Source organism: Mobilicoccus pelagius NBRC 104925 (assembly GCF_000247995.1).
Taxonomy (GTDB): Bacteria; Actinomycetota; Actinomycetes; order Actinomycetales; family Dermatophilaceae; genus Mobilicoccus; species Mobilicoccus pelagius.
The window spans coordinates 1-22,597 of the sequence record NZ_BAFE01000001.1 but is presented as its reverse complement, the minus strand read 5'-3'; the positions used below and the strand labels follow the sequence as shown (position 1 = coordinate 22,597).

25 protein-coding genes and 2 pseudogenes are annotated in these 22,597 nt (G+C 71.3%); 14 read left to right on the top strand and 13 right to left on the bottom strand.

Translation table 11 applies throughout. The annotated features are described in order from the left end of the window. Positions 1 to 66 precede the first annotated feature (66 nt). Positions 67 to 1,791 carry a thiamine pyrophosphate-dependent enzyme gene (locus tag MOPEL_RS00130; protein ID WP_009480843.1) on the bottom strand — a complete coding sequence of 575 codons (1,725 nt, stop codon included), beginning with the start codon at positions 1,789 to 1,791 and terminating at the stop codon, positions 67 to 69. 176 nt (positions 1,792 to 1,967) lie between these two features. Further along, positions 1,968 to 3,278, bottom strand: coding sequence for an LCP family protein (locus tag MOPEL_RS00125; RefSeq protein ID WP_083841655.1), 1,311 nt, complete (start codon positions 3,276 to 3,278; stop codon positions 1,968 to 1,970). 268 nt (positions 3,279 to 3,546) lie between these two features. Here MOPEL_RS00125 and MOPEL_RS00120 point away from each other — a divergent pair, with 268 nt between their 5' ends. The 5 genes from MOPEL_RS00120 to MOPEL_RS00100 all read left to right on the top strand — a co-directional run bounded on the left by MOPEL_RS00120 (position 3,547) and on the right by MOPEL_RS00100 (position 7,026). After that, a complete protein-coding gene (locus MOPEL_RS00120) occupies positions 3,547 to 4,047 on the top strand; it encodes a LuxR C-terminal-related transcriptional regulator (RefSeq protein WP_141631087.1) in 501 nt (166 codons plus the stop codon). A 67-nt stretch (positions 4,048 to 4,114) separates the two neighbouring features. Continuing rightward, complete coding sequence (locus tag MOPEL_RS00115; protein WP_009480840.1) at positions 4,115 to 4,489, top strand: PadR family transcriptional regulator; 375 nt, start codon at positions 4,115 to 4,117, stop codon at positions 4,487 to 4,489. Positions 4,490 to 4,509: 20 nt separating this feature from the next. Then, positions 4,510 to 5,604, top strand: a complete 1,095-nt coding sequence (locus MOPEL_RS00110; RefSeq protein ID WP_009480839.1) for a hypothetical protein — start codon at positions 4,510 to 4,512, stop codon at positions 5,602 to 5,604. A gap of 247 nt (positions 5,605 to 5,851) precedes the next feature. Beyond that, positions 5,852 to 6,319, top strand: a complete 468-nt coding sequence (locus MOPEL_RS19070) for an ATP-binding cassette domain-containing protein (RefSeq protein ID WP_169316255.1) — start codon at positions 5,852 to 5,854, stop codon at positions 6,317 to 6,319. Positions 6,320 to 6,564: 245 nt separating this feature from the next. Beyond that, positions 6,565 to 7,026 carry an NUDIX hydrolase gene (locus MOPEL_RS00100; protein ID WP_009480837.1) on the top strand — a complete coding sequence of 154 codons (462 nt, stop codon included), beginning with the start codon at positions 6,565 to 6,567 and terminating at the stop codon, positions 7,024 to 7,026. Between the two features lie 82 nt (positions 7,027 to 7,108). Here MOPEL_RS00100 and MOPEL_RS00095 read toward each other — a convergent pair whose 3' ends face one another. Both MOPEL_RS00095 and MOPEL_RS00090 read right to left on the bottom strand, forming a co-directional pair. Next, a complete protein-coding gene (locus MOPEL_RS00095) occupies positions 7,109 to 7,297 on the bottom strand; it encodes a hypothetical protein (protein ID WP_009480836.1) in 189 nt (62 codons plus the stop codon). Between the two features lie 35 nt (positions 7,298 to 7,332). Next, complete coding sequence (locus MOPEL_RS00090; RefSeq protein ID WP_009480835.1) at positions 7,333 to 8,319, bottom strand: alpha/beta hydrolase; 987 nt, start codon at positions 8,317 to 8,319, stop codon at positions 7,333 to 7,335. Positions 8,320 to 8,552: 233 nt separating this feature from the next. Here MOPEL_RS00090 and MOPEL_RS00085 point away from each other — a divergent pair, with 233 nt between their 5' ends. Next, complete coding sequence (locus MOPEL_RS00085) at positions 8,553 to 9,080, top strand: DUF488 domain-containing protein (protein ID WP_040632148.1); 528 nt, start codon at positions 8,553 to 8,555, stop codon at positions 9,078 to 9,080. A 21-nt stretch (positions 9,081 to 9,101) separates the two neighbouring features. Here the strand turns inward: MOPEL_RS00085 and MOPEL_RS00080 are convergent, their stop codons facing one another. Then, entirely contained in the window at positions 9,102 to 9,626 is a 525-nt protein-coding gene (locus MOPEL_RS00080) for a response regulator transcription factor (RefSeq protein WP_009480833.1), read from the bottom strand. 99 nt (positions 9,627 to 9,725) lie between these two features. Here MOPEL_RS00080 and MOPEL_RS17485 point away from each other — a divergent pair, with 99 nt between their 5' ends. Further along, positions 9,726 to 9,971 (top strand): transglycosylase family protein, encoded by a 246-nt coding sequence (locus tag MOPEL_RS17485; RefSeq protein WP_169316254.1) that lies wholly within the window; start codon positions 9,726 to 9,728, stop codon positions 9,969 to 9,971. 186 nt (positions 9,972 to 10,157) lie between these two features. Here the strand turns inward: MOPEL_RS17485 and MOPEL_RS00070 are convergent, their stop codons facing one another. From MOPEL_RS00070 to MOPEL_RS00060, 3 genes are all read right to left on the bottom strand, one after another. Beyond that, a complete protein-coding gene (locus MOPEL_RS00070; RefSeq protein ID WP_009480831.1) occupies positions 10,158 to 10,694 on the bottom strand; it encodes an STM3941 family protein in 537 nt (178 codons plus the stop codon). Between the two features lie 155 nt (positions 10,695 to 10,849). Next, positions 10,850 to 12,193, bottom strand: coding sequence for a TrpB-like pyridoxal phosphate-dependent enzyme (locus MOPEL_RS00065; protein WP_009480830.1), 1,344 nt, complete (start codon positions 12,191 to 12,193; stop codon positions 10,850 to 10,852). A gap of 242 nt (positions 12,194 to 12,435) precedes the next feature. Next, a complete protein-coding gene (locus tag MOPEL_RS00060; protein ID WP_009480829.1) occupies positions 12,436 to 12,774 on the bottom strand; it encodes a hypothetical protein in 339 nt (112 codons plus the stop codon). Between the two features lie 92 nt (positions 12,775 to 12,866). Here MOPEL_RS00060 and MOPEL_RS00055 point away from each other — a divergent pair, with 92 nt between their 5' ends. Beyond that, positions 12,867 to 13,067 (top strand): hypothetical protein, encoded by a 201-nt coding sequence (locus tag MOPEL_RS00055; protein WP_009480828.1) that lies wholly within the window; start codon positions 12,867 to 12,869, stop codon positions 13,065 to 13,067. Between the two features lie 110 nt (positions 13,068 to 13,177). After that, positions 13,178 to 13,423: a hypothetical protein gene (locus tag MOPEL_RS00050; protein WP_009480827.1), complete on the top strand. Its 246-nt coding sequence runs from the start codon at positions 13,178 to 13,180 to the stop codon at positions 13,421 to 13,423. A gap of 78 nt (positions 13,424 to 13,501) precedes the next feature. On the opposite strand, the gene MOPEL_RS00045 is transcribed toward MOPEL_RS00050, so the two are convergent. After that, a complete protein-coding gene (locus MOPEL_RS00045) occupies positions 13,502 to 13,855 on the bottom strand; it encodes a hypothetical protein (RefSeq protein ID WP_141631084.1) in 354 nt (117 codons plus the stop codon). 42 nt (positions 13,856 to 13,897) lie between these two features. Continuing rightward, positions 13,898 to 14,806: a CPBP family intramembrane glutamic endopeptidase gene (locus MOPEL_RS00040; protein WP_009480825.1), complete on the bottom strand. Its 909-nt coding sequence runs from the start codon at positions 14,804 to 14,806 to the stop codon at positions 13,898 to 13,900. A gap of 151 nt (positions 14,807 to 14,957) precedes the next feature. Between MOPEL_RS00040 and MOPEL_RS00035 the strand changes: the two genes are divergently transcribed. From MOPEL_RS00035 to MOPEL_RS16305, 4 genes and pseudogenes are all read left to right on the top strand, one after another. Further along, the gene (locus tag MOPEL_RS00035) at positions 14,958 to 15,659 is read left to right on the top strand and encodes a hypothetical protein (RefSeq protein ID WP_009480824.1); all 702 of its coding nucleotides are present in this window, start codon (positions 14,958 to 14,960) and stop codon (positions 15,657 to 15,659) included. 248 nt (positions 15,660 to 15,907) lie between these two features. Next, positions 15,908 to 17,581: an FAD-binding dehydrogenase gene (locus MOPEL_RS00030; RefSeq protein ID WP_009480823.1), complete on the top strand. Its 1,674-nt coding sequence runs from the start codon at positions 15,908 to 15,910 to the stop codon at positions 17,579 to 17,581. Positions 17,582 to 18,102: 521 nt separating this feature from the next. Further along, positions 18,103 to 19,173, top strand: a pseudogene (locus tag MOPEL_RS00025) (ISL3 family transposase); the annotation flags it as partial. Between the two features lie 103 nt (positions 19,174 to 19,276). Next, positions 19,277 to 19,506: pseudogene (locus MOPEL_RS16305) on the top strand (IS256 family transposase); the annotation flags it as partial. A 268-nt stretch (positions 19,507 to 19,774) separates the two neighbouring features. Here MOPEL_RS16305 and MOPEL_RS17480 read toward each other — a convergent pair. From MOPEL_RS17480 to MOPEL_RS00010, 3 genes are read right to left on the bottom strand one after another with little or no spacing between them, the layout of a single operon-like run. Then, the gene (locus MOPEL_RS17480) at positions 19,775 to 20,410 is read right to left on the bottom strand and encodes a GPP34 family phosphoprotein (protein WP_009480821.1); all 636 of its coding nucleotides are present in this window, start codon (positions 20,408 to 20,410) and stop codon (positions 19,775 to 19,777) included. Continuing rightward, positions 20,410 to 20,865: a hypothetical protein gene (locus tag MOPEL_RS17475; protein ID WP_009480820.1), complete on the bottom strand. Its 456-nt coding sequence runs from the start codon at positions 20,863 to 20,865 to the stop codon at positions 20,410 to 20,412. The genes MOPEL_RS17480 and MOPEL_RS17475 overlap by 1 nt, the downstream gene beginning before the upstream one ends. Next, positions 20,862 to 21,110 (bottom strand): helix-turn-helix transcriptional regulator, encoded by a 249-nt coding sequence (locus tag MOPEL_RS00010; RefSeq protein WP_009480819.1) that lies wholly within the window; start codon positions 21,108 to 21,110, stop codon positions 20,862 to 20,864. The genes MOPEL_RS17475 and MOPEL_RS00010 overlap by 4 nt, the downstream gene beginning before the upstream one ends. A gap of 155 nt (positions 21,111 to 21,265) precedes the next feature. Here MOPEL_RS00010 and MOPEL_RS00005 point away from each other — a divergent pair, with 155 nt between their 5' ends. Further along, a complete protein-coding gene (locus tag MOPEL_RS00005; RefSeq protein ID WP_009480818.1) occupies positions 21,266 to 22,249 on the top strand; it encodes a CPBP family intramembrane glutamic endopeptidase in 984 nt (327 codons plus the stop codon). Positions 22,250 to 22,597: the final 348 nt, after the last annotated feature.

Sequence of the window (22,597 nt, the reverse complement as noted above, 5' to 3'; positions counted from 1 at the left end):
GCCACCCCCGCCCGGAGGGCGGAGGTGGCCGTGGTCACGCGCCGGCGATGCGGGCTGCGCCGCAGGTCAACGGCTCTCGATCGACTCCTTCATCTTCGCGATCGCGAAGCCCCACCCCTGCGAGATCGTCGGCTTCGGCGGCACCGAGACCTCCTCCGGGTTGGTGACGACGTCGAGGAGGACGGGGCCGTCGGTGGCGAACGCCCACCGCACCGCCTCGTCGACGTCGCCCGGATTCTCGACGCGGCGCGCCTGCAGACCGAGGGCCGTCGCGACCGCGGCGATGTCGGGGTTGTCGAGCTCGGTGCCCCACTCGGGCAGTCCGCCCTGCTCCTGCTCGAGCTTGACCATGCCGAGGCGGCCGTTGTCGAAGACGACGACCTTGACGTTCAGCCCGTACGTGACGGCGGTGCGCAGGTCGCCCAGCAGCATCATGAGGCCGCCGTCGCCGCTGAACGAGACGACCTGCCGGTTGCGGTCGAGGGCCTGCGCGCCGAGCGCCTGCGGCATGGCGTTCGCCATCGACCCGAGGTTGAACGAGCCGAGCAGTCGGCGGCCCGCGCCGAGGTGGACGAACCGCGACAGCCACACCGTCGACATGCCCGTGTCGGCCGTGAGGATCGCGTCGGGCGCGGCGTGCCGGTCGACGGCGGCGGCGAGGATTTCGGGACGGATCCGGTCGTCGGGGTTGTCGAAGACGCCCCGCACCTTGCCGATGAGCGACTTCTTCTCGTACGCCGGGTCGACGAGGGCCCGCTGCCGGTCCTTCCACGACGCGTACTCTCCCGTCGCCTTCTGGAGGTGGGAGGAGTCCGTCACCGGCGTGAGACGCGGGTTGAGGAGACGCAGCGTCTCGGCGACGTCACCGACGAGCGCGTGACCGACGGCGGTGCGCCGCCCGATGTGCGCCTGGCGGGCGTCGAGCTGGATCACGGTCTTGCCGGTGGGGTACCAGTCGCGGTAGGGGAAGTCGGTGCCGACGAGGAAGAGGACGTCGCAGTCGTCCATCGCGTGGGCCGCGGCCGGGTTGCCGATGAGACCGGACTGGCCCACCTCGAAGGGGTTGTCGTGCTCGAGGCCCTCCTTCGCCTTGAGGCTGAGGACCATCGGCGCCTGCAGCGTGCGGGCCAGGTCGAGGACCTCCTGGCGGCCCTCCTGGGCGCCCTTGCCGACGAGGAGCGTCACCTTGTCGGCGTCCTGGAGGACGCGCGCCGCCTCGGCGATCTGCCGCTCCGGAGCGGCCGCCCACTGGGCGCTCGGCGCGAACGTCGCAGGCCGGGCACCGTCGGGAATCGCCATGTCACCGAGGTCGCCCGGCAGGGTGAGGACGGCGACGCCGGAGTGCGCGTACGCGGCGTTGACGGCCTGCTCCAGCAGCAGCGGCATCTGCGACGGGCTCGTCACGGTGCCGCAGAACACGGCGACGTCGGCGAAGAGGACGTCGTTGTCGACCTCCTGGAAGAAGTCCGACCCCATCTCCTCGCTCGGCACCTGACCGCAGATCGCGAGGACGGGCGCGTGGGACTTCTTCGCGTCGTAGAGGCCGTTGAGGAGGTGGATGCTGCCCGGACCGACCGTGCCCATGCAGACGCCGATGCGGCCGTCGAGCTGGGCCTGCGCCGAGACGGCGAACGCGGCGGCCTCCTCGTGACGCACCCCGATCCACTCGACACGGTCGTCCTTGCGGATCGCGTCGGTGACGGGGTTGAGGGCGTCCCCGACGACGCCCCACATCTGGGTGACGCCGTGTGTGGCGAGGGCGTCGACGATGGATTCGGCAACGGTGGTCATGGGTTCTCCTCACGAAGCGAGTGATTCACTCCCCCCTACCCCAAGGCGTCGAGCCGTACCCGTCGTGCAGGTGGGAGGCCCCGGGACGCACGGAGATCCGTCGCCATCTCACACAGACGTGCGGGAGATGCAGGGGGACGCGGCGGCATCGCGGGCCGTGGACGGGCCCGCCGGGCTCACGAGGCGGCGTCGGAGTCGGGGATGCCCTTCTTCGTGCCGACCTCGTAGGCGCGGGACGGGGTCATCGGCACGCCGTCGATCTTGACGGTCTTGAACGGGCTCACCGCGGCACATCCCGGGGTCGTCGCCCGTCGCGTGCCCGAGGGGCTCGGCGACGAACCCGATCCCGACGTGGAGTCCTCGGTGGAGTTCGACGACTCCGACGGGGTGGACGGTGAGGGGGAGGATGCGCCGGACGACGTGCTCGCTCCGGTCGCGCCCGGCGTGGAGGACGCGGTGGGGGCGGGCCGACTCAGCGACTCGTCGGCGATGATCTTCGCCCACAGCGTCTTCGCCGCCGGCGTGGGGACGAGACGGTTGGGGTCCTTCGGGTCGGCCGTCGTCGGCATCGTCGTGAACGTGATGCGGTCGGCCGGCACCTTGCCGCCCTCGGCGGCGAGCCCGACGAGCTTGTCGACGCTGCCGAGGCCGGTGTCCACGGTGACGGCCTTCGTCGCCGCGTCGGCGAGCCGGTACAGCGCCACCGGGTCCGAGAGGGTGCCGGCGCTCTTGAGCTCACGGATCATCGAGGAGAGGAAGAGGTGCTGTGCCTGCGTGCGGCCGTGGTCGCTGCCGTCGCCGAACGCGTGCCGCGACCGCACGAACTGCAACGCCGCCGGGCCGACGAGCGTGTGCTCGCCCTTCGACAGCTTGAGGTGGGAGTACGTGTCGTAGACGTCGGCGTCGACGCACACCGGCACCCCGCCGATCGCGTCGGACATCGTGACGACGCCCTCGAAGTCGACCATCGCGAAGTGGTCGACGGGGATGCCCGTGAGCCGGTGCACGGCGGAGGCCTGGCAGGACGGCCCACCCTTGAGGGCGCTGTTGATCATGCCGCGATGGGCCGGGATCGTCGTCCCCGTCTTCGCGTCGGTGCACGTGGGCAGCTCGGCCATCGTGTCGCGGGGGATGCTCATCACCGTCGCGTTCGATCGGTCGGCGGCGAGATGGACGAGCAGCATGACGTCGCCGTTCGTGTCGGTCGAGGTGCACGCACCGCCGAGCTTGCAGTCCGCCTCGCTCTCCCGCGCGTCGGAGCCGATGACGAGGACGCCGACGGGCCGGTTCTCCCACGAGTCCGTGGCGGGGCGGCCGCCACCGTCGCCGACGGGGGCCGTGCGGAGATTTCCCGAGAGGTGGCGGACCCCCCACAGGCCGGCGCCCGCGAGCGCGAGGAGGAGGACGAGGAGGACCGCGAGCACGATCCGGCCCCGCCGGCGCCTGGGTCGCGGGGCGGGGGCGACGTCGTCAGGTGTGGAAGACATGAGACGTCAACGGTAGCCGGATCACCCCCTCGTCGGGCCGTGGCGCCGCGTACCGCGCGTCGCGCGACACGGTCGCCCGGGCCCTGTATCCGTCGTGCCGGGGAGGTCGGCTTCGGCGGGGCGTTCGTCGCGGCCATCCCCGTCGACGCGGCCGGCGCGCCTGCCGCGTCGACGGCCCACGCGCAGCACCCCCATCCGGAAGACCCTCGGACGGGGAGCCACCCCGCCGGGCCTCCCCGCCGACCTCGAGAACGTCCACCCCCGAGCCTTGCCCCGCCCGCGGGTGCTCGTCCTCACGACGTTCGACGTCGACGAACTCGTCCTCGGTGCCGTCTCCGCCGGGGCGCGGGGGTTCCTCCTCAAGGACTCCGACCCGGGTGAGGTCGTCGGTGCGATCCGCGCGATCCACCGGGGCGAGGCGGTGGTCGCGAGCCAGGCGGCGCCGGCGTTGCTCGCGGCGTTGCGGCGACCGGACGTCCTACCCGAACCGACCGACGACGCCCCTACGCCCGACCCGGTGGACGACCCGGCGCCCGATGCGGCGATCGCGTCGCTCACCCCACGCGAGGTCGAGGTGTTGCGCCTCGTCGGGCGTGGACGCACCAACGCCGAGATCGCGACCGACCTCTTCATCGCGCAGACGACGGTGAAGACCCACGTCGGCAACCTGCTCCTCGAGCTCGACACCCGCGACCGCGTCGCCCTCGTCGTCCTCGCCCACGCCGTCGCCCTCGTCGCCACCGGCCCCGGCACGGTGGCGCTCCCCTGACACTCCCCTGGTGGTCATCTCCCCACAGCCCTTGACGCACCACTAGATACGTGGCGTACTTAGATACGTGAACGAAGTACCGGCGCGGTGGCCCCAGGCCTGGGTGCGGGCGGTCCTCGAGATCGCCCTGCTCACGGTCCTCGAGGACGGCCCGGCACACGGCTACGCCCTGGCCGAGGCGCTGGCGGACCGAGGGTTCGGACGCCTGCGCGGAGGCTCCCTCTACCCCGTGCTCGCCCGTCTCGAGGAGGCCGGCGACGTGACGACGACCTGGGAGGAAGGGGCGGGTGGCCCGGGGCGACGGACCTACGCGATCACCGACACCGGGCGTGCCCGACGCGCCACCGAGCTCGACGAACTCGCCGCGCTGGTGCAGGCCCTCGGCGACGGGCCCGGCGCCACCGAGCGGTCGCCGGAGCCGCGGATGAAGGAGGAACGATGACCGACGATGAAGGAGGAACGATGACCGACGGAACGTCCGACAAAGGCGGTGGCCGACACGTCCACGGCGCCGAGCCCCACGAGTTCCGCGCCGCACGCGACCGTGCCGAGGACGAGGACTGGGCCTCCGCCGCCTGGTTCGCCCTCGTGATGCGCGGGCAGGTGAGCGCCGACGCGGCCGACCGGGCGCTGGGGCAGGTGCTCGACCTGGTCCGCAGCAGCGGCGAGGGGCCGGAGGAGCTCTACGGCCCGGCCGACGAATGGGCCCGGGGCCGCATGGAGGAGTGGGCGGTCCACGGCTCCGACGTCATCCGGGACGAGCCCGCACGGTGGCGGGAACTCACGCAGGTGGCCGCGGCCACCGCCGTCGGCGTGACACTGCTGTGCGCGCTCGTCTGCGCGCTCCAGGGCGACCGGTCCCTCGACTGGACCCTCGCGTGGGTGCTGCTGCCCTTCCTCGGGTCGCTGGTGGCACTCGGGGCGCTGACGACCTGGGAGCACGTCGTCTCCCGACACTCCATCGGCCTCGGCGCGGCCGCCGCCGGAGGAGTGGTCGCCCTGGGATCGGCCGGCATCGCCGGGCTGTTCGCCCTCACGAACCCGCACCCCCTCGGGCACGGCTCGATCCTGTGGCATCTGCCTCTCGCCGCCGGCTACGCGTTGCTCGCCTGGTTGCTCGGCCGGTTCGTGCCCGACCCCGAGAAGGACGGGACGTCGCGCCCCACGCCGACCGACGACGAGACGTGGACCCGCGAGCTGGCCCGCATCCTCCGCACCCGGGGCGACACCACCGAGGCGCAGGTACGTCGGCTTCTCGACGAGGCCCGCACCCACGCCGCGCACACCGGCACCCCTCTCGTCGAGGAGTTCGGCGGCCCCGCCGCCTACGCCGCCCGGGTCTCCCCGCGCCCGATCGTCCGAGCCCGCCGCTCGATGGTCTACCGCATCGCCGTCCTGGCCCTCGCCGCCTGGGTGTGGTGGACCCCGTTCACCGACGGCACGCAGTCGACGCCGGCGCGCGTGCTCTGGGGGTTCGCCCTCGCCTGCCTCGCCCTGGCCGCCGTGCAGGCCTGCTGGGCATACGTGCGCGCCGCACGTGCACCCGGTCGCCGCTGAACGACCCGCAGCGACGACCCCGTCGGACGGGTGAGTCGGCGGCGAGGTCACTGGCATCGCGCCGACGGGGAGAACCGCATCTGCGGACGACGGGCGGCTCGCTTGACCCACCCGGTGCACGGTCCCCGGTGACCGAAACGACACGAACGGCGGGTTCGATCCAGGGGCGCGTCGCGGCACGCCCCCGACCTGCGGCGACGGGCGGCGCTGCCGGCGCCGGTCATGGTGGGTCCGTCGTTCGTGCCGTTTGCCCACGCCGCCCCGTCCCCGTCGCCTCGAACCCGCCCGCGGTCGGAGGTCCGCGACGTCGCGTCTCCTCCAACGGCAGGAGGGCGGGCGGTTCCACCCCTCGCAGAACCCTCCCCGGGCAGGATGTGCCGCTGACCTGCGGCGACGACGCTGGAGACATGACCACCGCTCCCATGTTCGGCTGCCGCGACCTGGTGAAGTCACGACCCGCACGAAGGCCCGCGCGTTCTCCACCGGCATGGAGGCCCGCCTCGCCCTCGGCATCGCGCTCCTCACCGACCCCGAGGTCCTCGTCCTCGACGAACCCCAGAACGGCCTCGACCCGGAGGGGATCATCGAGCTGCGCGACCTCATCCGCGACCTCGCCGCCCGCCTCGCCCTCGCCGTCCCCGTCCCCGTATGCCGCGCACTCGGCGGCCTCTTCACGGCAGCGTGGACGTCCGCCCTCCGCCGGTCCGTGCGCTGACCTCCTGCCGGCCCCCTCGTGGCGGCGCGCCCCTTCGTTGCGACCCGGTTCGCCGCGGCCGGGCGACGCGTCGACACTGGTCGCATGAGTCGTGATTCCCTCCGTTCGGCCCGGCAGCGCACCTCCCCGCCGTGCGATCCCCTCGACTGGACCACCGAGTGGGAGGACGACCGCCACGGCCACTGGCGCGTCGAGTCCGCGATCCGCACCGAGGCGGCTGGGAACGCCCGAACCTGCGGTTGCGGATGGGCGAGACCGACGGGCGCCTCACCGGCGCGGCCTGCGTGTGCGTCCGCCGCGACGGCCCCGAGCCGCGGATCCTCCTCGTCGAGCAGGTCCGCCCGACCCCCGGCATCCGCGCGTGGGAGCTGCCGAGCGGCATGGTCGACGAGGAGGACGACTCGCCCGCCGAGTCCGCCCTCCGCGAGTTCGGGGAGGAGACCGGCGCGCAGGCGTCCCTCGTCGCCGACCTCGGCGAGATCTACCCCGACGTGGGCGTGTTCGGCGCGGCCGTCGACGTCGTCCTCGCCTCGTTCGAGTTCGCCGAGTCCGACGCCGAGGACGAGGACGAGCCGGAGGTCGCGACGACCCGCTGGTTCACCCTCGCCGAGGTGAAGGAGCTCATCGCCACCGGTCGTCTGCGCGACGGGGTCACCCTCTCGGCGCTCGCCCTCGCGGGCGTCTACTCGGGGATCTCGCTCGGCTGACGGGCCGACGAGCGGGTGGAGATCGTCGGCGACGTCCGGTCCTGCCCACCCCGGGGCGCAGTTGCGGCGTCGCGGGCGGCGGTCAGCCCTGAGGTCGGGACGGCGGGACGGAACCCGTCGGCATCGCGGATCGGGCCACGCGGGCCGCGGTCGCGTCGAGCACGCCGTGGCGCACGCCGAGGCGGATGACCCAGTGGAGGACGAAGAGGGTGATCGCCCACGGCACGACGAGGACGAGCAGGGTCGTGACGATGTCGGGGGTTCCGATCATGCCGGCACCCTACGGGCCGACGGGGTGCCGCACGCTCACTCCTCGACGTGCTGGGCGAGGAAGTCGAGGGTGCGTCGCTGCAGCTCGGGGCGGGTGAAGAAGACCGGGTCGGCGTGGTGGGCGCCGTCGACGAGGACGAGATCGGCGGATGCCCCGGCGCGACGCAGGGCGGCGACGGTGCGTTCCGACTGGGCCGCGGGCACGACGCAGTCCTGTTTCCCGTGGAACATCAGCGTCGGCGCGGCCTCGGACGAGACGTACGTGAGGGGGCTCGCCGCGTCCGCCCTCGCACGCCCGGCGGAGGCAGCAGGGTCTGCGCCGAGGAGGCGCCCCTCCGGGGAGGTCGCTCCGGCCGATCCTTGCCCGCACCCGGCGGCGACACGGTCGGAGACGAGGCGCCGCAGGTCGGAGACGCCGTAGTAGCTGACGACGGCGACGACGTCGCTGCGGGCACCGTTCTTCACACCGAGGTCGCCCTCGTGGGCGGCCTGCCCGCGGGTCGTGCCGAGGAGCTGGGCGAGGTGCCCGCCCGCGGAATCGCCCATGACGGCGATGCGGTCGTGGTCGAGGCCGTACCGACCGGCGTGGGCGTGGACCCACCGCACGGCGGCCTTGACGTCGTGGAGCTGGGCGGGCATCCGGGCCGTGTCGCTGAGGCGGTAGTCGACGCTCACCGTCGCCCACCCGCGCTCGAGGAGGAGCGCCCGAAGCGCGGCGAAGTTCGCCCCCTCGCTGCTCTCCCACATGCTGCGGCTGCCGCTCTCCCAGCCGCCGCCGTGGACGAACACGACGACGGGCCGAGGGCCGAGGTGGCCACCGGGAACGGTGAGGTCGAGCACCTGCGCGTCGTCGCCGTTCTTCACGTATTCGCGACCGACGAGGTGACGGGCGGGGACGGGCGTCTCCGGCGGAGCGGAGGGGGTGGGATGCAAGGATCGACGCTCCTCTGGGGTGAGCGGGGCGGGGCCGGCACACCCGGCGAGCAGCGCGGCGAGAGCCGCGACCACCACGACCTCTCGCATCGTCCACCCCTCGTCCTGGCGTCGGCGACGCCCGCCGACGTGTCGTCATTCTGCCCATCGGGGAGCGTGTACCGACGCCGCGGATGCAGGCAAGAGGGACGAGTGGCACCCCCGATGTCCGGCCGAACCCGCCGATCGCATGCGCGGTCAGGCGGATTCACTCGGCGAGCGCGATCGCGCCGCACCCGGAGGGCCCGTCGGTGGCGACGCGAGCGCGCGGCATGCTGGGGGTCATGAGTGAACCGACCGTGTGGACCATCGGGCATTCGACACGTTCGCTCGACGAGTTCGTGGACCTGCTGCGGGAGCACGGGATCACCCGTCTCGTCGACATCCGCACCGTGCCGGGCTCGCGGCACAACCCGCAGTACGGGCGAGACACCCTCCCGCCGGGCCTGGAGGCACGGGGCATCGCCTACGTCCGCCTCCCCGGCCTCGGCGGTCTGCGCCACACGTCGAAGGACTCCGTCAACACCGGCTGGCGCAACGCGTCGTTCCGCGGCTATGCCGACTACATGCAGACCCCCGAGTTCAGCACGGCCGTCGAGGAGCTCCTCACGCTCGCGGCCGAGGCGCCGACGGTCGTCATGTGCGCCGAGGCGGTGCCCTGGCGGTGTCACCGCTCAATGGTGGGCGACGCGCTCCTCGTCCGCGGCGTGCGCGTCCTCGACATCATGGGCCCCGGCAAGGTGACCGCGGAGAAGCTCACGTCCTTCGCCCACGTCGAGGGCACGACGATCACGTACCCGCCGGAGGACTGACGCGCAGCCACCGTCCCCCGCTCACGTGTCGCCGCCACCGGTGCCCTTGCTCGAGGGCGTTCCGGTCGTGTCGTCGTCGACGAGGCGGTACCCGACGCCTCGGACGGTCTCGAGGGTGGCGAGGTCGAAGGGTTCGTCGACGAGGCGCCGCAGGCGGGCGACGGCCTGGTCGACGACGTTGGACGTCTCGGACTCCTCCCGCCCCCACACGAGATCGAGGAGTTCGGCGCGGCTGAGCACCTGGCCGGAATGCCGCATGAGTTCGGCGAGGAGCGCGAACTCGGTCGCGGTCGTGTCGATCTCCTCGTTCCCGCGCCACACGCGGTGGGCGGCGGGGTCGAGGTGGAGGGATCCGACCCGGAGTTCCACGTGGCGGGGGGACCCGCCGCGACGGACGACGGCCCGCACGCGTGCGGTGATCTCGCCGAGGCGGACGGGACGGGTGACGCAGTCGTCGGCGCCGGCGTCGAGGGCGGAGACGACGAGGCCCGGCTCGGCATGGTCGGCGACGAGCAGGATCGCGGCGCCCACGTCGGAGTCGCGCACCTCCCGGCACCAGTCGAGGGAGGCGGGGACGATCGTCTCGACGCAGACGACGACGGCACAGCCCCCGTGGGCGGCGATACGACCGGCGACGAGAGGATCGTGGGTGAGGTCGACGACGGCGCCGTCGGCGGCGAGAGCGGCGACGACTACCGCGCCCAGAACCCGCGCTCCTCGGCGTCCGGCGCATACCAGATGATCGACTCCACCTGGCGTGGCCTGTCGGCGTCGAAGGGCTATCCCCGCGCCAAGCATGCGCCGAAGTCCGTGCAGGACGCGGCTGCCCGCGAGCTGCTGCGGGAGCAGGGCACGACGCCCTGGAACCCCTCCAAGCATTGCTGGGGCTGAGCACCCCCGCCCGTGACGGCGAACCCCGATCCGCCTGCTGCGGATCGGGGTTCATCGTGCGTGGACGTCGTGCGGTCACCGCGTGTCGGAGTGTCGGAGTGTCGGAGTGTCGGAGTGTCGGAGTGTCCTCGAGCGTCTGGGCCGGGCGGTGGGCATGGGCGGGAGTGACACCATGACTGCGAGGTGTCACACCGCGGCTCGTCCGTGCGACCATCGCGACGCGGCCAGGGCGGACTCCATCGTGACGACGACTTCGCCGAACGGCCTGTCCAGGCCCGCGGCTGCGATGGCGGCCGGCGTCCCCAGCAGCTCGATGTTTTTGCGCATCAGCACCGCGGTGCGCGGGGAGAACCTCGCCAGGAAGGCTTCGTCGTCGACGAGATCGACGCACACGTGGCGCACGCGGTCTTGCTCGACGACGCGGATCCCGCGCACCTCGGACCAGTCGACCCGGCCCACTCCGACGGTGCGCGTCGCGTCGGTGAAACCGAGGTGGTCGACGACGAGGGCGGGTTCGTGACGGTGCAGCCACAGCCGCACCCATCCCACCGCGCAGAACAGGGAGAACACGAGGCCCGCGACACCGGCCACGACGAGTTTCGCGTGGGAGACGGTGGAGGGGTGCTGGAAGGGCAGGAACAGGCCCACCATCGAGAAGGCAATCGTTGCCAGGCCGACGAGCACGAGTGAACGAGTGCTGCGGTAGAAGACGACGGGAGTCATGCGTGAAGTCTTCCGACGACGTCCCACCCTCGACCCCGCTGTGGTCACCTCCCGTGGACACGTGACCGCTCGGCGCATGACCTGTGCACGAGTGGCGTAGGGGTGACCGGGGCGCGGCGCTCGCCACCGGCCCCGTCGTCACGACGTGCTCGTCGTCACGTGTCGAGCATGTCCCCGGAGAGGAACTCGGCGTAGGCGGGCAGGTCGAGCTGGCCCGATCCGGAGACGCCGATGAGGATGACGGGGCTCGTGCCGTCCTCGGCCGCCGCACGGGCCTGACGCAGCGCGCCGGCGATGGCGTGGGTCGACTCGCTGGCGCGGACGATGCCCTCGGCGCGGGCGAACAGCACCCCGGCCTCGAAGGCCTCCCGCTGCTTGATCGCGACGGCCCGCACGAGGCCTTCGTGGTAGCAGTGGCTCACGAGCGGCGCCATGCCGTGGTAGCGGAGCCCGCCGGCGTGGACGGGGTCGGGCACGAACTCGTTGCCGAGCGTGTACATCTTCATGAGCGGCGTCGTGCCGGAGACATCGCCGAAGTCGTAACGGAACTCGCCCTGCGTCATGCTCGGCGCGGCGGCCGGTTCGCACGCGACGACGTCGACGTGCGCGCGCCCTTCGAGGTTCTCCCGGATGAACGGGAACGCGATGCCGGCGAGGTTGGACCCGCCGCCCGCGCAGGCGAAGAGGTGGTCGGGCAGAGACTCCCCGAATCCGGCGAACTGGCGGATCGCCTCCTGACCGATGACGGTCTGGTGGAGGGCGACGTGGTTGAGCACGGAGCCGAGGGCGTAGGAGGCGTTCGGGTCCTGGAGTGCGAGTTCGACGGCCTCGGAGATCGCCATGCCGAGGCTGCCCGACGTGCCGGGGAACCGGGCGTTGAGATCGCGCCCGGCCGCGGTGTTCATCGACGGCGACGGCTGCACCTGCGCACCGAACGTCCGCATGAGGAGGCTGCGGTAGGGCTTGTTCTCGTACGTGTTGCGGACCTGGAAGATCTCGCAGGTGAGCCCGAACACCTGGGACGCGAACGCGAGCGCGGCACCCCACTGGCCGGCGCCGGTCTCGGTGGTGAGGCGGGTGCGGCCGGCGTTCTTGTTGAAGTACACCTGCGGCACGGCCGAGTTCGTCTTGTGGGAGCCGACGGGCGACTCGCCCTCGTACTTGTAGTACATCCGCGCGGTCGTGCCGAGCGCCTCCTCGAGACGCCGGGCCCGGTGCAGCGGCGAGGGCCGCCACAGGCGGTAGATCTCCTGGACGGCCTCGGGGATCTCGATCCACCGCTCCGTGCTGAGCTCCTGCTCGATGAGTCCTGGGGCGAAGAGCGCCGCCATGTCGTCGGCCGTCATCGGCTCCCGCGTGCCGGGGTGCAGGTGCGGCGCGGGCGGGGTGGGCAGGTCGGCGACGATGTTGTACCAGTGCGTCGGGATCTCGCTCTCGTCGAGGAAGACCTTCGTCCTCTCGGACGCATGACGTGCGCTGGCGGCGGAGTTCTCGGTCACGCGGTCACTGTAGGCGGCACGAGGTGTGGTGGGACGGGGTCCGCCCCACCGACTCGGTCGCACATGCCGACCGCGCGTGCGGGCGTGGAGCTGCCCGACCACTCGAACCCGGCAGTGAGTCCGTCGTTCCGGCGGTTTCCCGCGGGGAGATCTCCGTCGACCCGACGGAAGGAATGCATGCGGCCAGGGCGGCAGGAGTGAAGGGGTGCGACAGCAGGGTCCCCGTCCCCCGGCGGAGGGTGTCAGGCGGTCCCGTCGTCGTCCGAGAGGAGGGCGTCGAGTTCGTCGTCGAAGCTCTTCTCCTGCTCCATGAGGCCTTCGAGGTCGAGGAGGACGAGGACGTCGCGGACGGGCACGCCGGTCTCGAGGCAGAGGAGGATCGCCTGGCCCATCTGCACCGCGGCGAAGTTGCGGGCGAAGCCCTGCTTCAACGCGTCGGAGACCTCGGGGTGGCTGAGCGGGTCGGCGTCCTCACCGAGGCGGCGCTGGATGCCGCGCACGATGTCGTAGGCGTTCTGATTCGCCTCGCCGACGATGCGCTGGAGTCGTTCGGCGGCGGTGGGGTCGAACTCGAGATCCATGGTGCTCCTCAGGTCGGCCCCGGCCGGATCCGGGGGCGGAGGTTCCAGTGTGACGGCATGGTGTGATGACATCTGGGAGGAGGAGGAGACCGATGCGTTCGATGGAATGGCGGTGGACCCTGGTCGTCTACCTGATGGGATTGATCATGGGGCTCGGGATCGGGTGGTCGACGAGCGCCTCCCTCATCGGGGGAAGGCGGTGGCTCTTCCTCGGGGTCTTGTTCGTCACCGGGCTGGCATGGCCGCTCGTGCGCGACGGGGAACGCGACCCGCGGCCACTGGACGAACCCTGAACTGCAGAGCCTCCCGAGGGAACGCGCAGGTGGTGTACTGCGCGGAGGTGCCCCACGCGCCGTCGACACCTCGACGAGTCGGATGGGACGAGACGGAGGGGAGAGCCGGCGTGAGCGAGCGCACGCGATGGGCGGTGGGCCAGGCGGTCGCCTGGGTCGTCTCGATCGCGTTCCTGGCGTGGGTGGCGTCGTGGTTCGATCACCCGTTCCTCGGGATCCGGTCGGTGACGGACCTCGTCCGGGTCGCCCTCGTCGCGCTCGTCGTCATGACGCCGCTCCTCTGGCTCGCCCACCCCCTCGAGAAGCGCAGCCGCGACGAGCGGGCGCGGCGTCGGCGTGTCAAGACCGGGGCCTGATCGCGGCAGGCGCCACCGCTGCCCCTTCCGTGAGCCGCCGCTACCGGGGATCCGACTCGGCAGGGTCGAGGGTCGGGTTCAGGCCTGGTCGCGGGGCTCGGCGGGGAGGTGGCGGGCGAGGAACGGTGGCGGCTGGTGACGGTGGCGGCGGAGGACGAGGTCGAGGCGTTCGTTCCAGGGGCGGGGTGCGGTGACGGTCGAGTCGAGGACGACCTCACGACGTGCGAGTTCGGCCTCCGCCTCCTCGTATCGCCGGTGGAGGCGGTCGCGGATCTCGTCGGGGGTGTAGGCGGCGCGGCGCCGTTCCTGCCGCACGGTGAGTGCCCCCGTGGCGACGAGCCCGGCGACTCCCGCGGCGCCGAGGAGCTTCCACCACGTGCCGGCGGACGGCATGAAGGAGGAACCGGTCGTGGTCGACGTGCGAGAGGCCATGACGAGAGTGTCGCAGGGCGGCACGACGTCGACCCCTCGGGATCACGGGGTCGCGCCGATGGCCTCAGGGACGGTGCGGGCGATGCCCACCCGACATGCCTGCCACAGCAGGAGTGCCGCGAATGCGCCGTTGACCAGGGTCGTCACGAGGACAGCGGCGGGGACACCGGCCGACGTCTCGTCGACGAGCATCCCCTCCGTGGCACCGGTGAGCGCCCCAGGCACGAGGAGGACGACGTTGTGCACGGCGTGGTGGGCGACCGCCGCCTCCAGGCCACCCGTGCGCCACGTGAGCACGACGAGGATCGCCCCATCGGCCGCGAGGGCGAGGAACATCCACGGATCCATCGAGCCGTGGAGTGCGGCGAACACCGTTCCCGAGACCACACTCGCCACGGCCACCGCGCCGCCCGGGCGTCGGAACCACGACCCGAGGGAGGCCAGGATCCACCCCCGGCACAGGTACTCCTCACCCGCGGCCTGGAACGGGGTGATGAGCAGCGCCGACAGAAGGAGGCGGACGGCCCCGCCGTCGACGGTGACGTCGGCCGGAGAGACGCCCGAGGTGAGGAAGATCCCCGCCACCAGGACGATGTCGACCGGCAGCAGTACGAGGACGCACCGCCCCAGCCACCGCCACCGCACGCGTCCCTCGACGGAGTGGAGGAACCGCGCCTTCACCGGATGTGCCGCCCCGACGGCGGCGAGCGCCACGAGGATCATCGAGGCGTTCGTCAGGCCCATGAAGGGCATGAGGAGCGAGACGTCGTCCATCCAGTGCTCCCGGGCGGGCACCGGGACTCCCGCGAGCGTCAGCCCCAGGGAGTAGACGATGTAGACGAGCAGCGTTATCACTCCCGCGAGGGGCAGCAGGACCGCTGCGGACGCGAGGGGGCGCCACCACCTGTGCAGGGGGGTGCGCAGGAGTTCGGGGTACGTGGCTCCGGCCATGGGTCTGTTCAACGGCGGGGCCCAGAGGGGAGTCACGTAGGGGGTGCGAACGGCGTCGATTCTCCTGCTTCCGCAGGCGTCGACCCCGGTCGGTGCTGCACCGGTCGAGAGCGGGCGCCCCACTGGGCGACGCTCGTGATGCACTGGAGGTATGACGACGACCCTCGCCGAAGCGCTCGACAACGCCCGCACGGGTGACCTGTGGCTCTTCCGGGGGGAGTCGCGTGCCGACCGGGCGATCCGGGTCCTCACGAACGCGCCGGTGAATCATGTGGGGATGGCCGTCGTCCTCGACGACCTGCCGCCGATGATGTGGCACGCCGAACTCGGTCGTTCCCTCACCGACCTGTGGACGGGAACGAACCATCGCGGTGCCCAGCTCCACGACCTGGAGGCGGCGGTGCGGCGCTGGTCGGAGGTGTACGGGCAGCAGGCGTGGATGCGGCAGCTCGATCCCGTCCCGGCCCGCAACATGGAGGACGCCCTGCTGCGCACGATCGCGCGGTGGGACGGCGCCTCGTTCCCCCGCACCTCCCAGCTCGCGTGGCGGTGGCTGCGGGGACGGTCGGCGTCGATGGCCGTCGTCCGGCGACTGCGCAGCGAGTTCCCCCACGAGGACCCCACGGGCACCGCCGCAGCCGCCTACTGCGCCGAACTCGTCGCCGTCGCCTACGAGGAGATGGGCATCCTCGAACCCGGCCGCCCCTCGAACTGGTACGACCCCGGCCGCTTCTGGAGCGGCGACGAACTCCCCCTCCGCGAAGGCTGGACCCTCTCCGCGGAGATCCCCGTCGAGGTCGCGCCTGGAGCACCGACCAGGCCCCACCGAAGGCACCGTCGAGTGCCGAGGTGACCGCCGAGGTGGCAGGGAGGCCAGGGCTCCCACACCCCTAGGGCTTCCCTCCCGCCCCGTCTCGAGGGGCCGAGCTCGGGATCTGTGACGTCTCCCGGCGATGGGCCTCGGGCCACCCCGAGACGTCCGGCCGCACTTTTCGCCGGTGTGAAGGCGCCTTCTCCACGGGCCTCCCCGGGCCGACGGATCGGCGCGATGCACGAGCGCAACGGCGCGGAATGTCACCATTTACCTGGTAGGGAGTGGGCATGGATGACATGCAGGAGTTCACGCCCGACGTCGTCGTCGTGGGAGCCGGTCTCGCCGGGCTCGTCGCGACGTACGAGCTCACCAAGGCGGGGCGTCGAGTACTCGTGCTCGATCAGGAGAACAGGCACAACCTCGGCGGCCAGGCGTTCTGGTCGCTCGGTGGGTTGTTCCTCGTCGACAGCCCGGAGCAGCGACGCACGGGCATCCGCGACTCCCTCGACCTCGCCGTGCAGGACTGGGCGGGATCGGCCGCGTTCGACAGGCTCTCGGACGAGGACCTCTGGGGGGCGCGGTGGGCCGAGGCATACGTGCGGTTGGCCCACCGCGGCAAACGCGACTACCTCCAGGGGGTCGGTGTGCGTCTCGTGCCGGTGGTCGGATGGGCCGAGCGGGGCGACGGATCCGCGACCGGGCACGGTAACTCGGTGCCGCGCTTTCACCTCACGTGGGGTGCGGGGCCGGGCATCGTCGAGGCGTTCGCGACGCCCGTTCTGGCCGCCGAGAAGCGCGGACTCGTGCGGTTCGCCTTCCGTCATCGGGTCGACGAGCTCCTGACAGAGGGCGGGGCGGTCGTCGGAGTGCAGGGCGAGGTGCTCGTCGAGGACGACGCGGCACGTGGGGTGGCGAGCTCCCGGGAGGTCGTCAGGCGGTTCACCCACCGCGCGCCGGCGGTCGTCGTGACCTCGGGCGGCATCGGCCACGACCGTGAGGCCATGCGGCGCTCGTGGCCGACCGAGCGGGTGGGCCCGGCGCCCACCCACCTCATCGCCGGGGTGCCGGCGCACGTGGACGGACGCATGCTCGCTATCGCTGAACGCGCCGGCGGGCGGCTCGTCAACCGCGACCGCATGTGGGCCTACACCGAGGGCATCCACGGGTGGGACCCGATCTGGCCCGACCACGGCATCCGGATCCTCCCCGGTCCGTCGTCGATGTGGTTCGACGCGACGGGGCGGCGACTCACCGGGATGTCCGGTGTACCGGGCGCGGACTCCCTCGGCGCCATGACACAGATCCTCGCCACGGGACACGACTACTCGTGGTTCGTGCTCACGCAGACGATCATCGAGCGGGAGTTCGCACTCTCGGGCTCGGAGCAGAACCCCGACATCACGGGCCGCGACCTGCGCCTGCTCCTACGCACCCGGTTGAGTTCGGGGGCGCCCGGCCCCATCGAGGCGTTCAAGAGGAACGGGATCGATTTCGTCGTCGCCGACGACCTCGATTCCCTCGTCGACGGCATGAACCGACTCTCGCGCGGCCCCCACCTGGAAGTGGCGGGCCTCGACCGTCAGATCCAGGCCAGGGACCGCGAGATCACCAACCCCTTCAGCAAGGACGTGCAAGTCATGGCCATCCACAACGCACGACGGGCCTGGACGGAGCGACGCGTGCGGGTGGCGGCCCCGCACCGCATCCTCGACCCCGCGCACGGGCCCCTCATCGCCGTCCGGCTCAACATCCTCTCCCGCAAGACCCTCGGCGGATTGCAGACCGACCTGGACTCCCGGGTGCTCGACGCGGAGGGGCGCCCGATCCCCGGCCTCTACGCGGCAGGCGAGGTTGCAGGATTCGGCGGGGGCGGCGTGCACGGCTACAACGCCCTCGAAGGCACCTTCCTCGGCGGATGCCTCTTCTCGGGTCGAGCCGCGGGGCGGACCCTGGCCCGGTGAGATCGAGGGCGCCGGGCCCACCATCTCCGCACACTCGCGACGTCGACAGGTCCGGGCATCGACGCAGGGCGCAGAGACGTTCCTTCTCGTGCGTGGCGAGGAAGCTGTCCAGCGACGCCAACTCGAGCACTATGCGTGGCTTTTCCTACACAGAGTCCTCCCCCGAGATGCGGGTCTTCCCCGTCGCCCGGGTCTCCAGAGGGCCGCGTCGGAGGTCGAGGAGCAGTCGGAGCGTCTCCGGTCCAGGACGTTCTTCTGGAGTAGGGCAAAGAAGGATGCCCATCGCGGCGTTGTCACCGGCCGCTCCGACGCGTCCCATGGCACGATCCGCCCCGAACCGACGCCCTTGACCGCACACAGGTACGGCTTGCCTCCCGCGGTGGCGTGCTCGGTGGGGGCACCTCCCGCTTGCGGGGGAATGTGGCTCTTCCCGATCAAGGGTGTGGGTCCGACCTCGACGTGTTCGACGCTACCTTCACGGCCCCTGATGTGACCACCTTCACCGGTCTGAACGACCTCGGGTACGGCTACGGCGCTACCGCTGCATCGGGTGCGGGCACGTGTGGCGTCAAGACCCCACGTCCGCGGCCGCGCCACGGGGCAAGCCGACCCGGACCGCGCTGGCCTGGGCACTCGAAGGGCTCGTGGTCGCGCACCTGTCGATGAGTCGTATCACTCAAGCGCTCGGGGTCGCGTGGGACACCGCCGACACCGCCGTCCTCGACGAGGGACGCAGGCCTGTGATCAGCGATGACACCCGTTTCGACGGAGTGAAGGTGCTCGGTGTGGACGAGCACGTCTGGCGTCACACTCGTCGCGGGGACAGGTACGTCACCGTCATCATCGACCTCACCCCGGTCCGTGACGGCACGGGGACGGCGCGCCTGCTGGACATGGTCGAAGGGCGTTCCAAGGCCGCCTTCAAGACCTGGCTCGCCGGCCGCGACAAGACGCGGCGGGACCAGGTCGAGGTCGTCGCCATGGACGGCTTCACAGGCTTCAAGACCGCCGCTGTAGAGGAGATCCCGCACGTCACCGCCGTGATGGACCCGTTCCACGTGGTCCACCTGGCCGCTGACGCCCTGGACGAATGCCGCCAGCGCACCCAGCAGGACATCTTCGGCCGCCGCGACCGGGCCCGCGACCCGCTGTACGCGTCCCCACGCACTCTGCACACCGGTGCCGACCGGCTCACCGACCCTCAGAAGGCACGCCTGGCGGAGGTGTTCGCCGACGAACGCCACGTCGCGGTCGAGGTCACCTGGAGTGTGTACCGGCGGATGATCGCCGCCTATCGCGATCCCGACCGCGCCGTCGGGAGGGCCACCATGAGCGCGCTGATCGACTCCCTCGCTCGCGGTGTCCCGGCCGGGCTGGCCGAAATCGCCCGCCTGGGCCGGACGCTGGACAAACGCGCCGAGGACGTGCTCGCGTTCTTCGACCCACCCGGCACGAGCAACGGCCCCACCGAGGCCATCAACGGACGTCTGGAACACCTGCGCGGCATCACATCGGGCTGCCGCAACCTCACCCACTACATCGCCCGCAGCCTCCTCGAAGCCGGCGGATTCACACAGCACCTACACCCTTGATTGGGAAGAGCCCGTTATCCATTGCGTGTCCTCGCCCGGTGTAGACCCGGTGCACCATCGCCTGGAAAGCGGGCCGTTGCGACCAGGGCAGGAGAGGTTGGTCACGACCTTCGCCACCGTCCGTCTCCGGCGGCGGGTCACCAAGGGCCCCGGAAGCCGGGCCGCCGGCGTCGCGATGGCGTTCGAACTCATCCAATCCGCCCAATCCCGGTGGCGGGTCGTGAACGCACCCCCCTCGTCGCCCGCGTCCGAAACGGCGTCACCTTCCACAAAGGCGTCCTGGTCGAACGACCCGACGACCCCGGATCAGGAGAAGACGCTCACGCGGCCTGACACTCCGAACCACAGGTCTTGACAACTACTCCTGTGGGAGGCGCACTGCTCGCAGCATCCCCGTGGATCGGCGCCTCAATGCTGGTCGTCGCACTGGTCATGCTGGTCGCCTCAGTGGCCGTGAACTCACGAGGCGCGGTCACCGCCGAGGGTGGGGCCGGTTGACCCCGACCCGATCGTGTCTCAGGTCTGCTCGTGCACTGGTCCGGTCCATACGTCTGACGGCGACTGGTACGGGCGGTCGAGTCCGAGTGCCGGCGCCCGGTCCTCAGCTGCCCAGGATGCCGATGCCGATTGCCGTGGCGACGCCGTAGTCGAGGGCAGTGAACAGTGGCCCGGGAACGGGTGTGTGGCCCGCGCTCGCCAGTGTCGTGAGGCGCTCCTGGCGGTTCTTGTCGAAGCGCTGCACCCTGGCCAGGGCGGGGGTTGTGAGCAGTTTCGCCAAGGCGGCCACCCGGGGCGCCTGCTGGGCCGCCGGCCCGTCGAGTTCAGCGAGGATGCTCTGCCGCAATGCGTCGTCGACCATGTGCCGCTCGTAGCCGACGAGGCCAGCGAGCTTCGCCCGATCATGGTGCAGCACGCCCTGCTCCTGTGCTGCTTCCTGCTGGATCGTGAGCGAGTCGCGTCGGCGACGGATCCAGGTGTCGATCTTCACCGGGGTATCGCCCAGGTCGGCGACGGCGTCCGTCATCCAAGGACGCGTCGGAGCGTCGGGCTCGGGGGCCACGGTGATCGTGTCGCCCGCGGCGCCCACCTGTCCCTGGAGGAGCATCTCGCCCAGCTCGGCGGCCGCGGTGAGTTGCTTCGGTCGAGCCGACTGGTACACCTGCCCCTCGTCGTTGTGGAGGAACGCCATGAGTGCCTCCGGGAGAGTCAGCTCACCGGTCGTCAGGTGTGTCGTCATCACAGAACTCCTTCGTGGGTCTCGTGTTCGTCGTCGCTGGTACGCCACACCAAGAGGAAGGTGGGCAGGGAAGCGGCGATGAGATAGCCCGCGAGCGCCAGGTGCGGGCTCCGGCGCATCAGGCCGACGACGCCCCGGTCGGCCAGGTTCAACGCCACGACGAGCAGCACAAACCCCAGGATCAGTGCCCCGAGGGCCACCATGTAACCGATGTCGCGGACGCCGCTGCGCCGCTCGAACTCGTACTCGTCGACCTGCTCGGCTCGACGCTCGGCGACGTCGCGCGTGAGGACCCGGCCCGCGATCCAGCTGACCGCTAACGTCATCAGCCCGAACAGCCCGAGGCCGCCGTAGGCGCCTTCGCCGGTGATGACCGCCATGACGAAGACGAACCAGCCGAGCGCGCCTCCGGCGACGACCATCAGGCTGCGGGCGCGATGGGAGGTCTCCCTCATGCCAGTGCCTCCTCGCCATTGGCGGAAGCGCCGGCGCGCCGGTAGCCGGCGGCGATCGATTCGAACGGCCGACGCGCGAACGCCGCCTCGATCGGGACGTCGAACACCTCACAGACACTCATCGCGAGATCCAGACTCGGGTAGTGGTCGCCGCGCTCCAGTGCCCCGACTGTCTGCGGGTTGACGCCGAGGAGCGCAGCGAGTTCCGCACGCGACATCCCCGCCTCGACGCGCAGGACGCGCACTCGGTTGTGGAGCGGCCGAGTGGTTCCGTCCCGCCGTGCTCGCGCTGCCATGGCCGACAACTTAGGGAGAGCAGCAGTGCATGTCAATGACGATCTGTCGGATTGAATCCAATTTCCGTTGGATAAAAGCAACATGTGGGCTAACGTTGCCACACATGACTCAGCTGCCGGACGAACCAGCGACCGCACCGCCGAACGCCGACGTCGACAGCCCGGATCAAGGCTCCCGTGGGGACTCCCGGGTCGAGTACGACCGAGTGCCCTGGCGGCGGGTCGGTGTGTTCATGCTGATCTCCTACGGGCTGTTCGCACTGTTCGCGGCCCCGTTCTGGGTGCTGCCGGGCGGGGTGCGGCACCCCTCGTACTCGCTGGTGATCGGCGCGGGCATGTGGACCCCGGCGATCGCCTCGGTGGTCCTGGCCAAGGGGGTGGAGAAGACATCGTGGCGGACCCGGGTGGGGTTGCGCTTTCGAGGTCGGTGGTGGTCTCTACTCCTGTGGACGCTGGTGGCCGTGGGGGTGGTGATGGCCGTCCACGTCGTGACCGCGGTCGCGATGATCCTGCGCGGTGTGCCGGGCGACCTGACCGGCGGGACGTGGATGCGCATCGTCCTGGAGCAGATGTCGGCGGCGTCAGGCTCACCGGTCGGTCCGGCGCAGGCCGTCGGTCTCGTCGCGTTGACGGCCGTCGCCGGTCTGCTCGTGACGTGCGTCCTCGCCCTGGGGGAGGAGATCGGGTGGCGGGGCTGGTTGTGGCCAGCGTTGCGGCCGCTCGGGCGGCTGCGGGCTGCCGCCGCCGGCGGGGTCATATGGGCGATGTGGCACTTGCCGATCGTCCTCATCGGGCACAACTACACCGGTGCGCCCCGACACCTCGCAGTAGCGATGTTCATACTCCCGTGTATCGCGATGACCCTGCTGTTCGGTGCCCTCACCGACAGGGCGGCCGGCAACCCTCTACCCGCAGCGGCCGCTCACGGCACGATGAACTCCCAGTTCGGCACCGTGCTCGCCATCGTCGCGACCCCCCAGACCCCCGCCGCCATGAACCTGTTCATCGACACCCCACTGGGGATCATCGGTGTGGCCGCGCTCCTCGTGGCCGGCCTGGCCCTAAGCACCCGAGGCCTGAAAGTCTGAGCGATCAGGTCCACCGCCCGGCGGCACAAGCCCGGCGCGTTCCCGGGCTCGACCGCGTGGTCCAAGTCCGCGCCTTCACCCCAGCCCACGACGCGTCCTGGGCCGGTGATCGCGAGCTGACAGACGATGAAGGTCACCAGGTGAGCGTGACGACGCGCGAGGCATCAGCGCCCGAGAATCCAGACATCTCGGTTTTCGTTGATGACGTGCACGAGGCGCTCCGGCGAGCCATGGAGGCCAGGGTGGACATCGTGCACCCACCCATAGAGGAAGGGACTGATGCAGGTATAGGTGACAGTCGTAGTCACGCCGCGTGAGCGCGTCCTGGAACAGGGTCGACCGGAACCG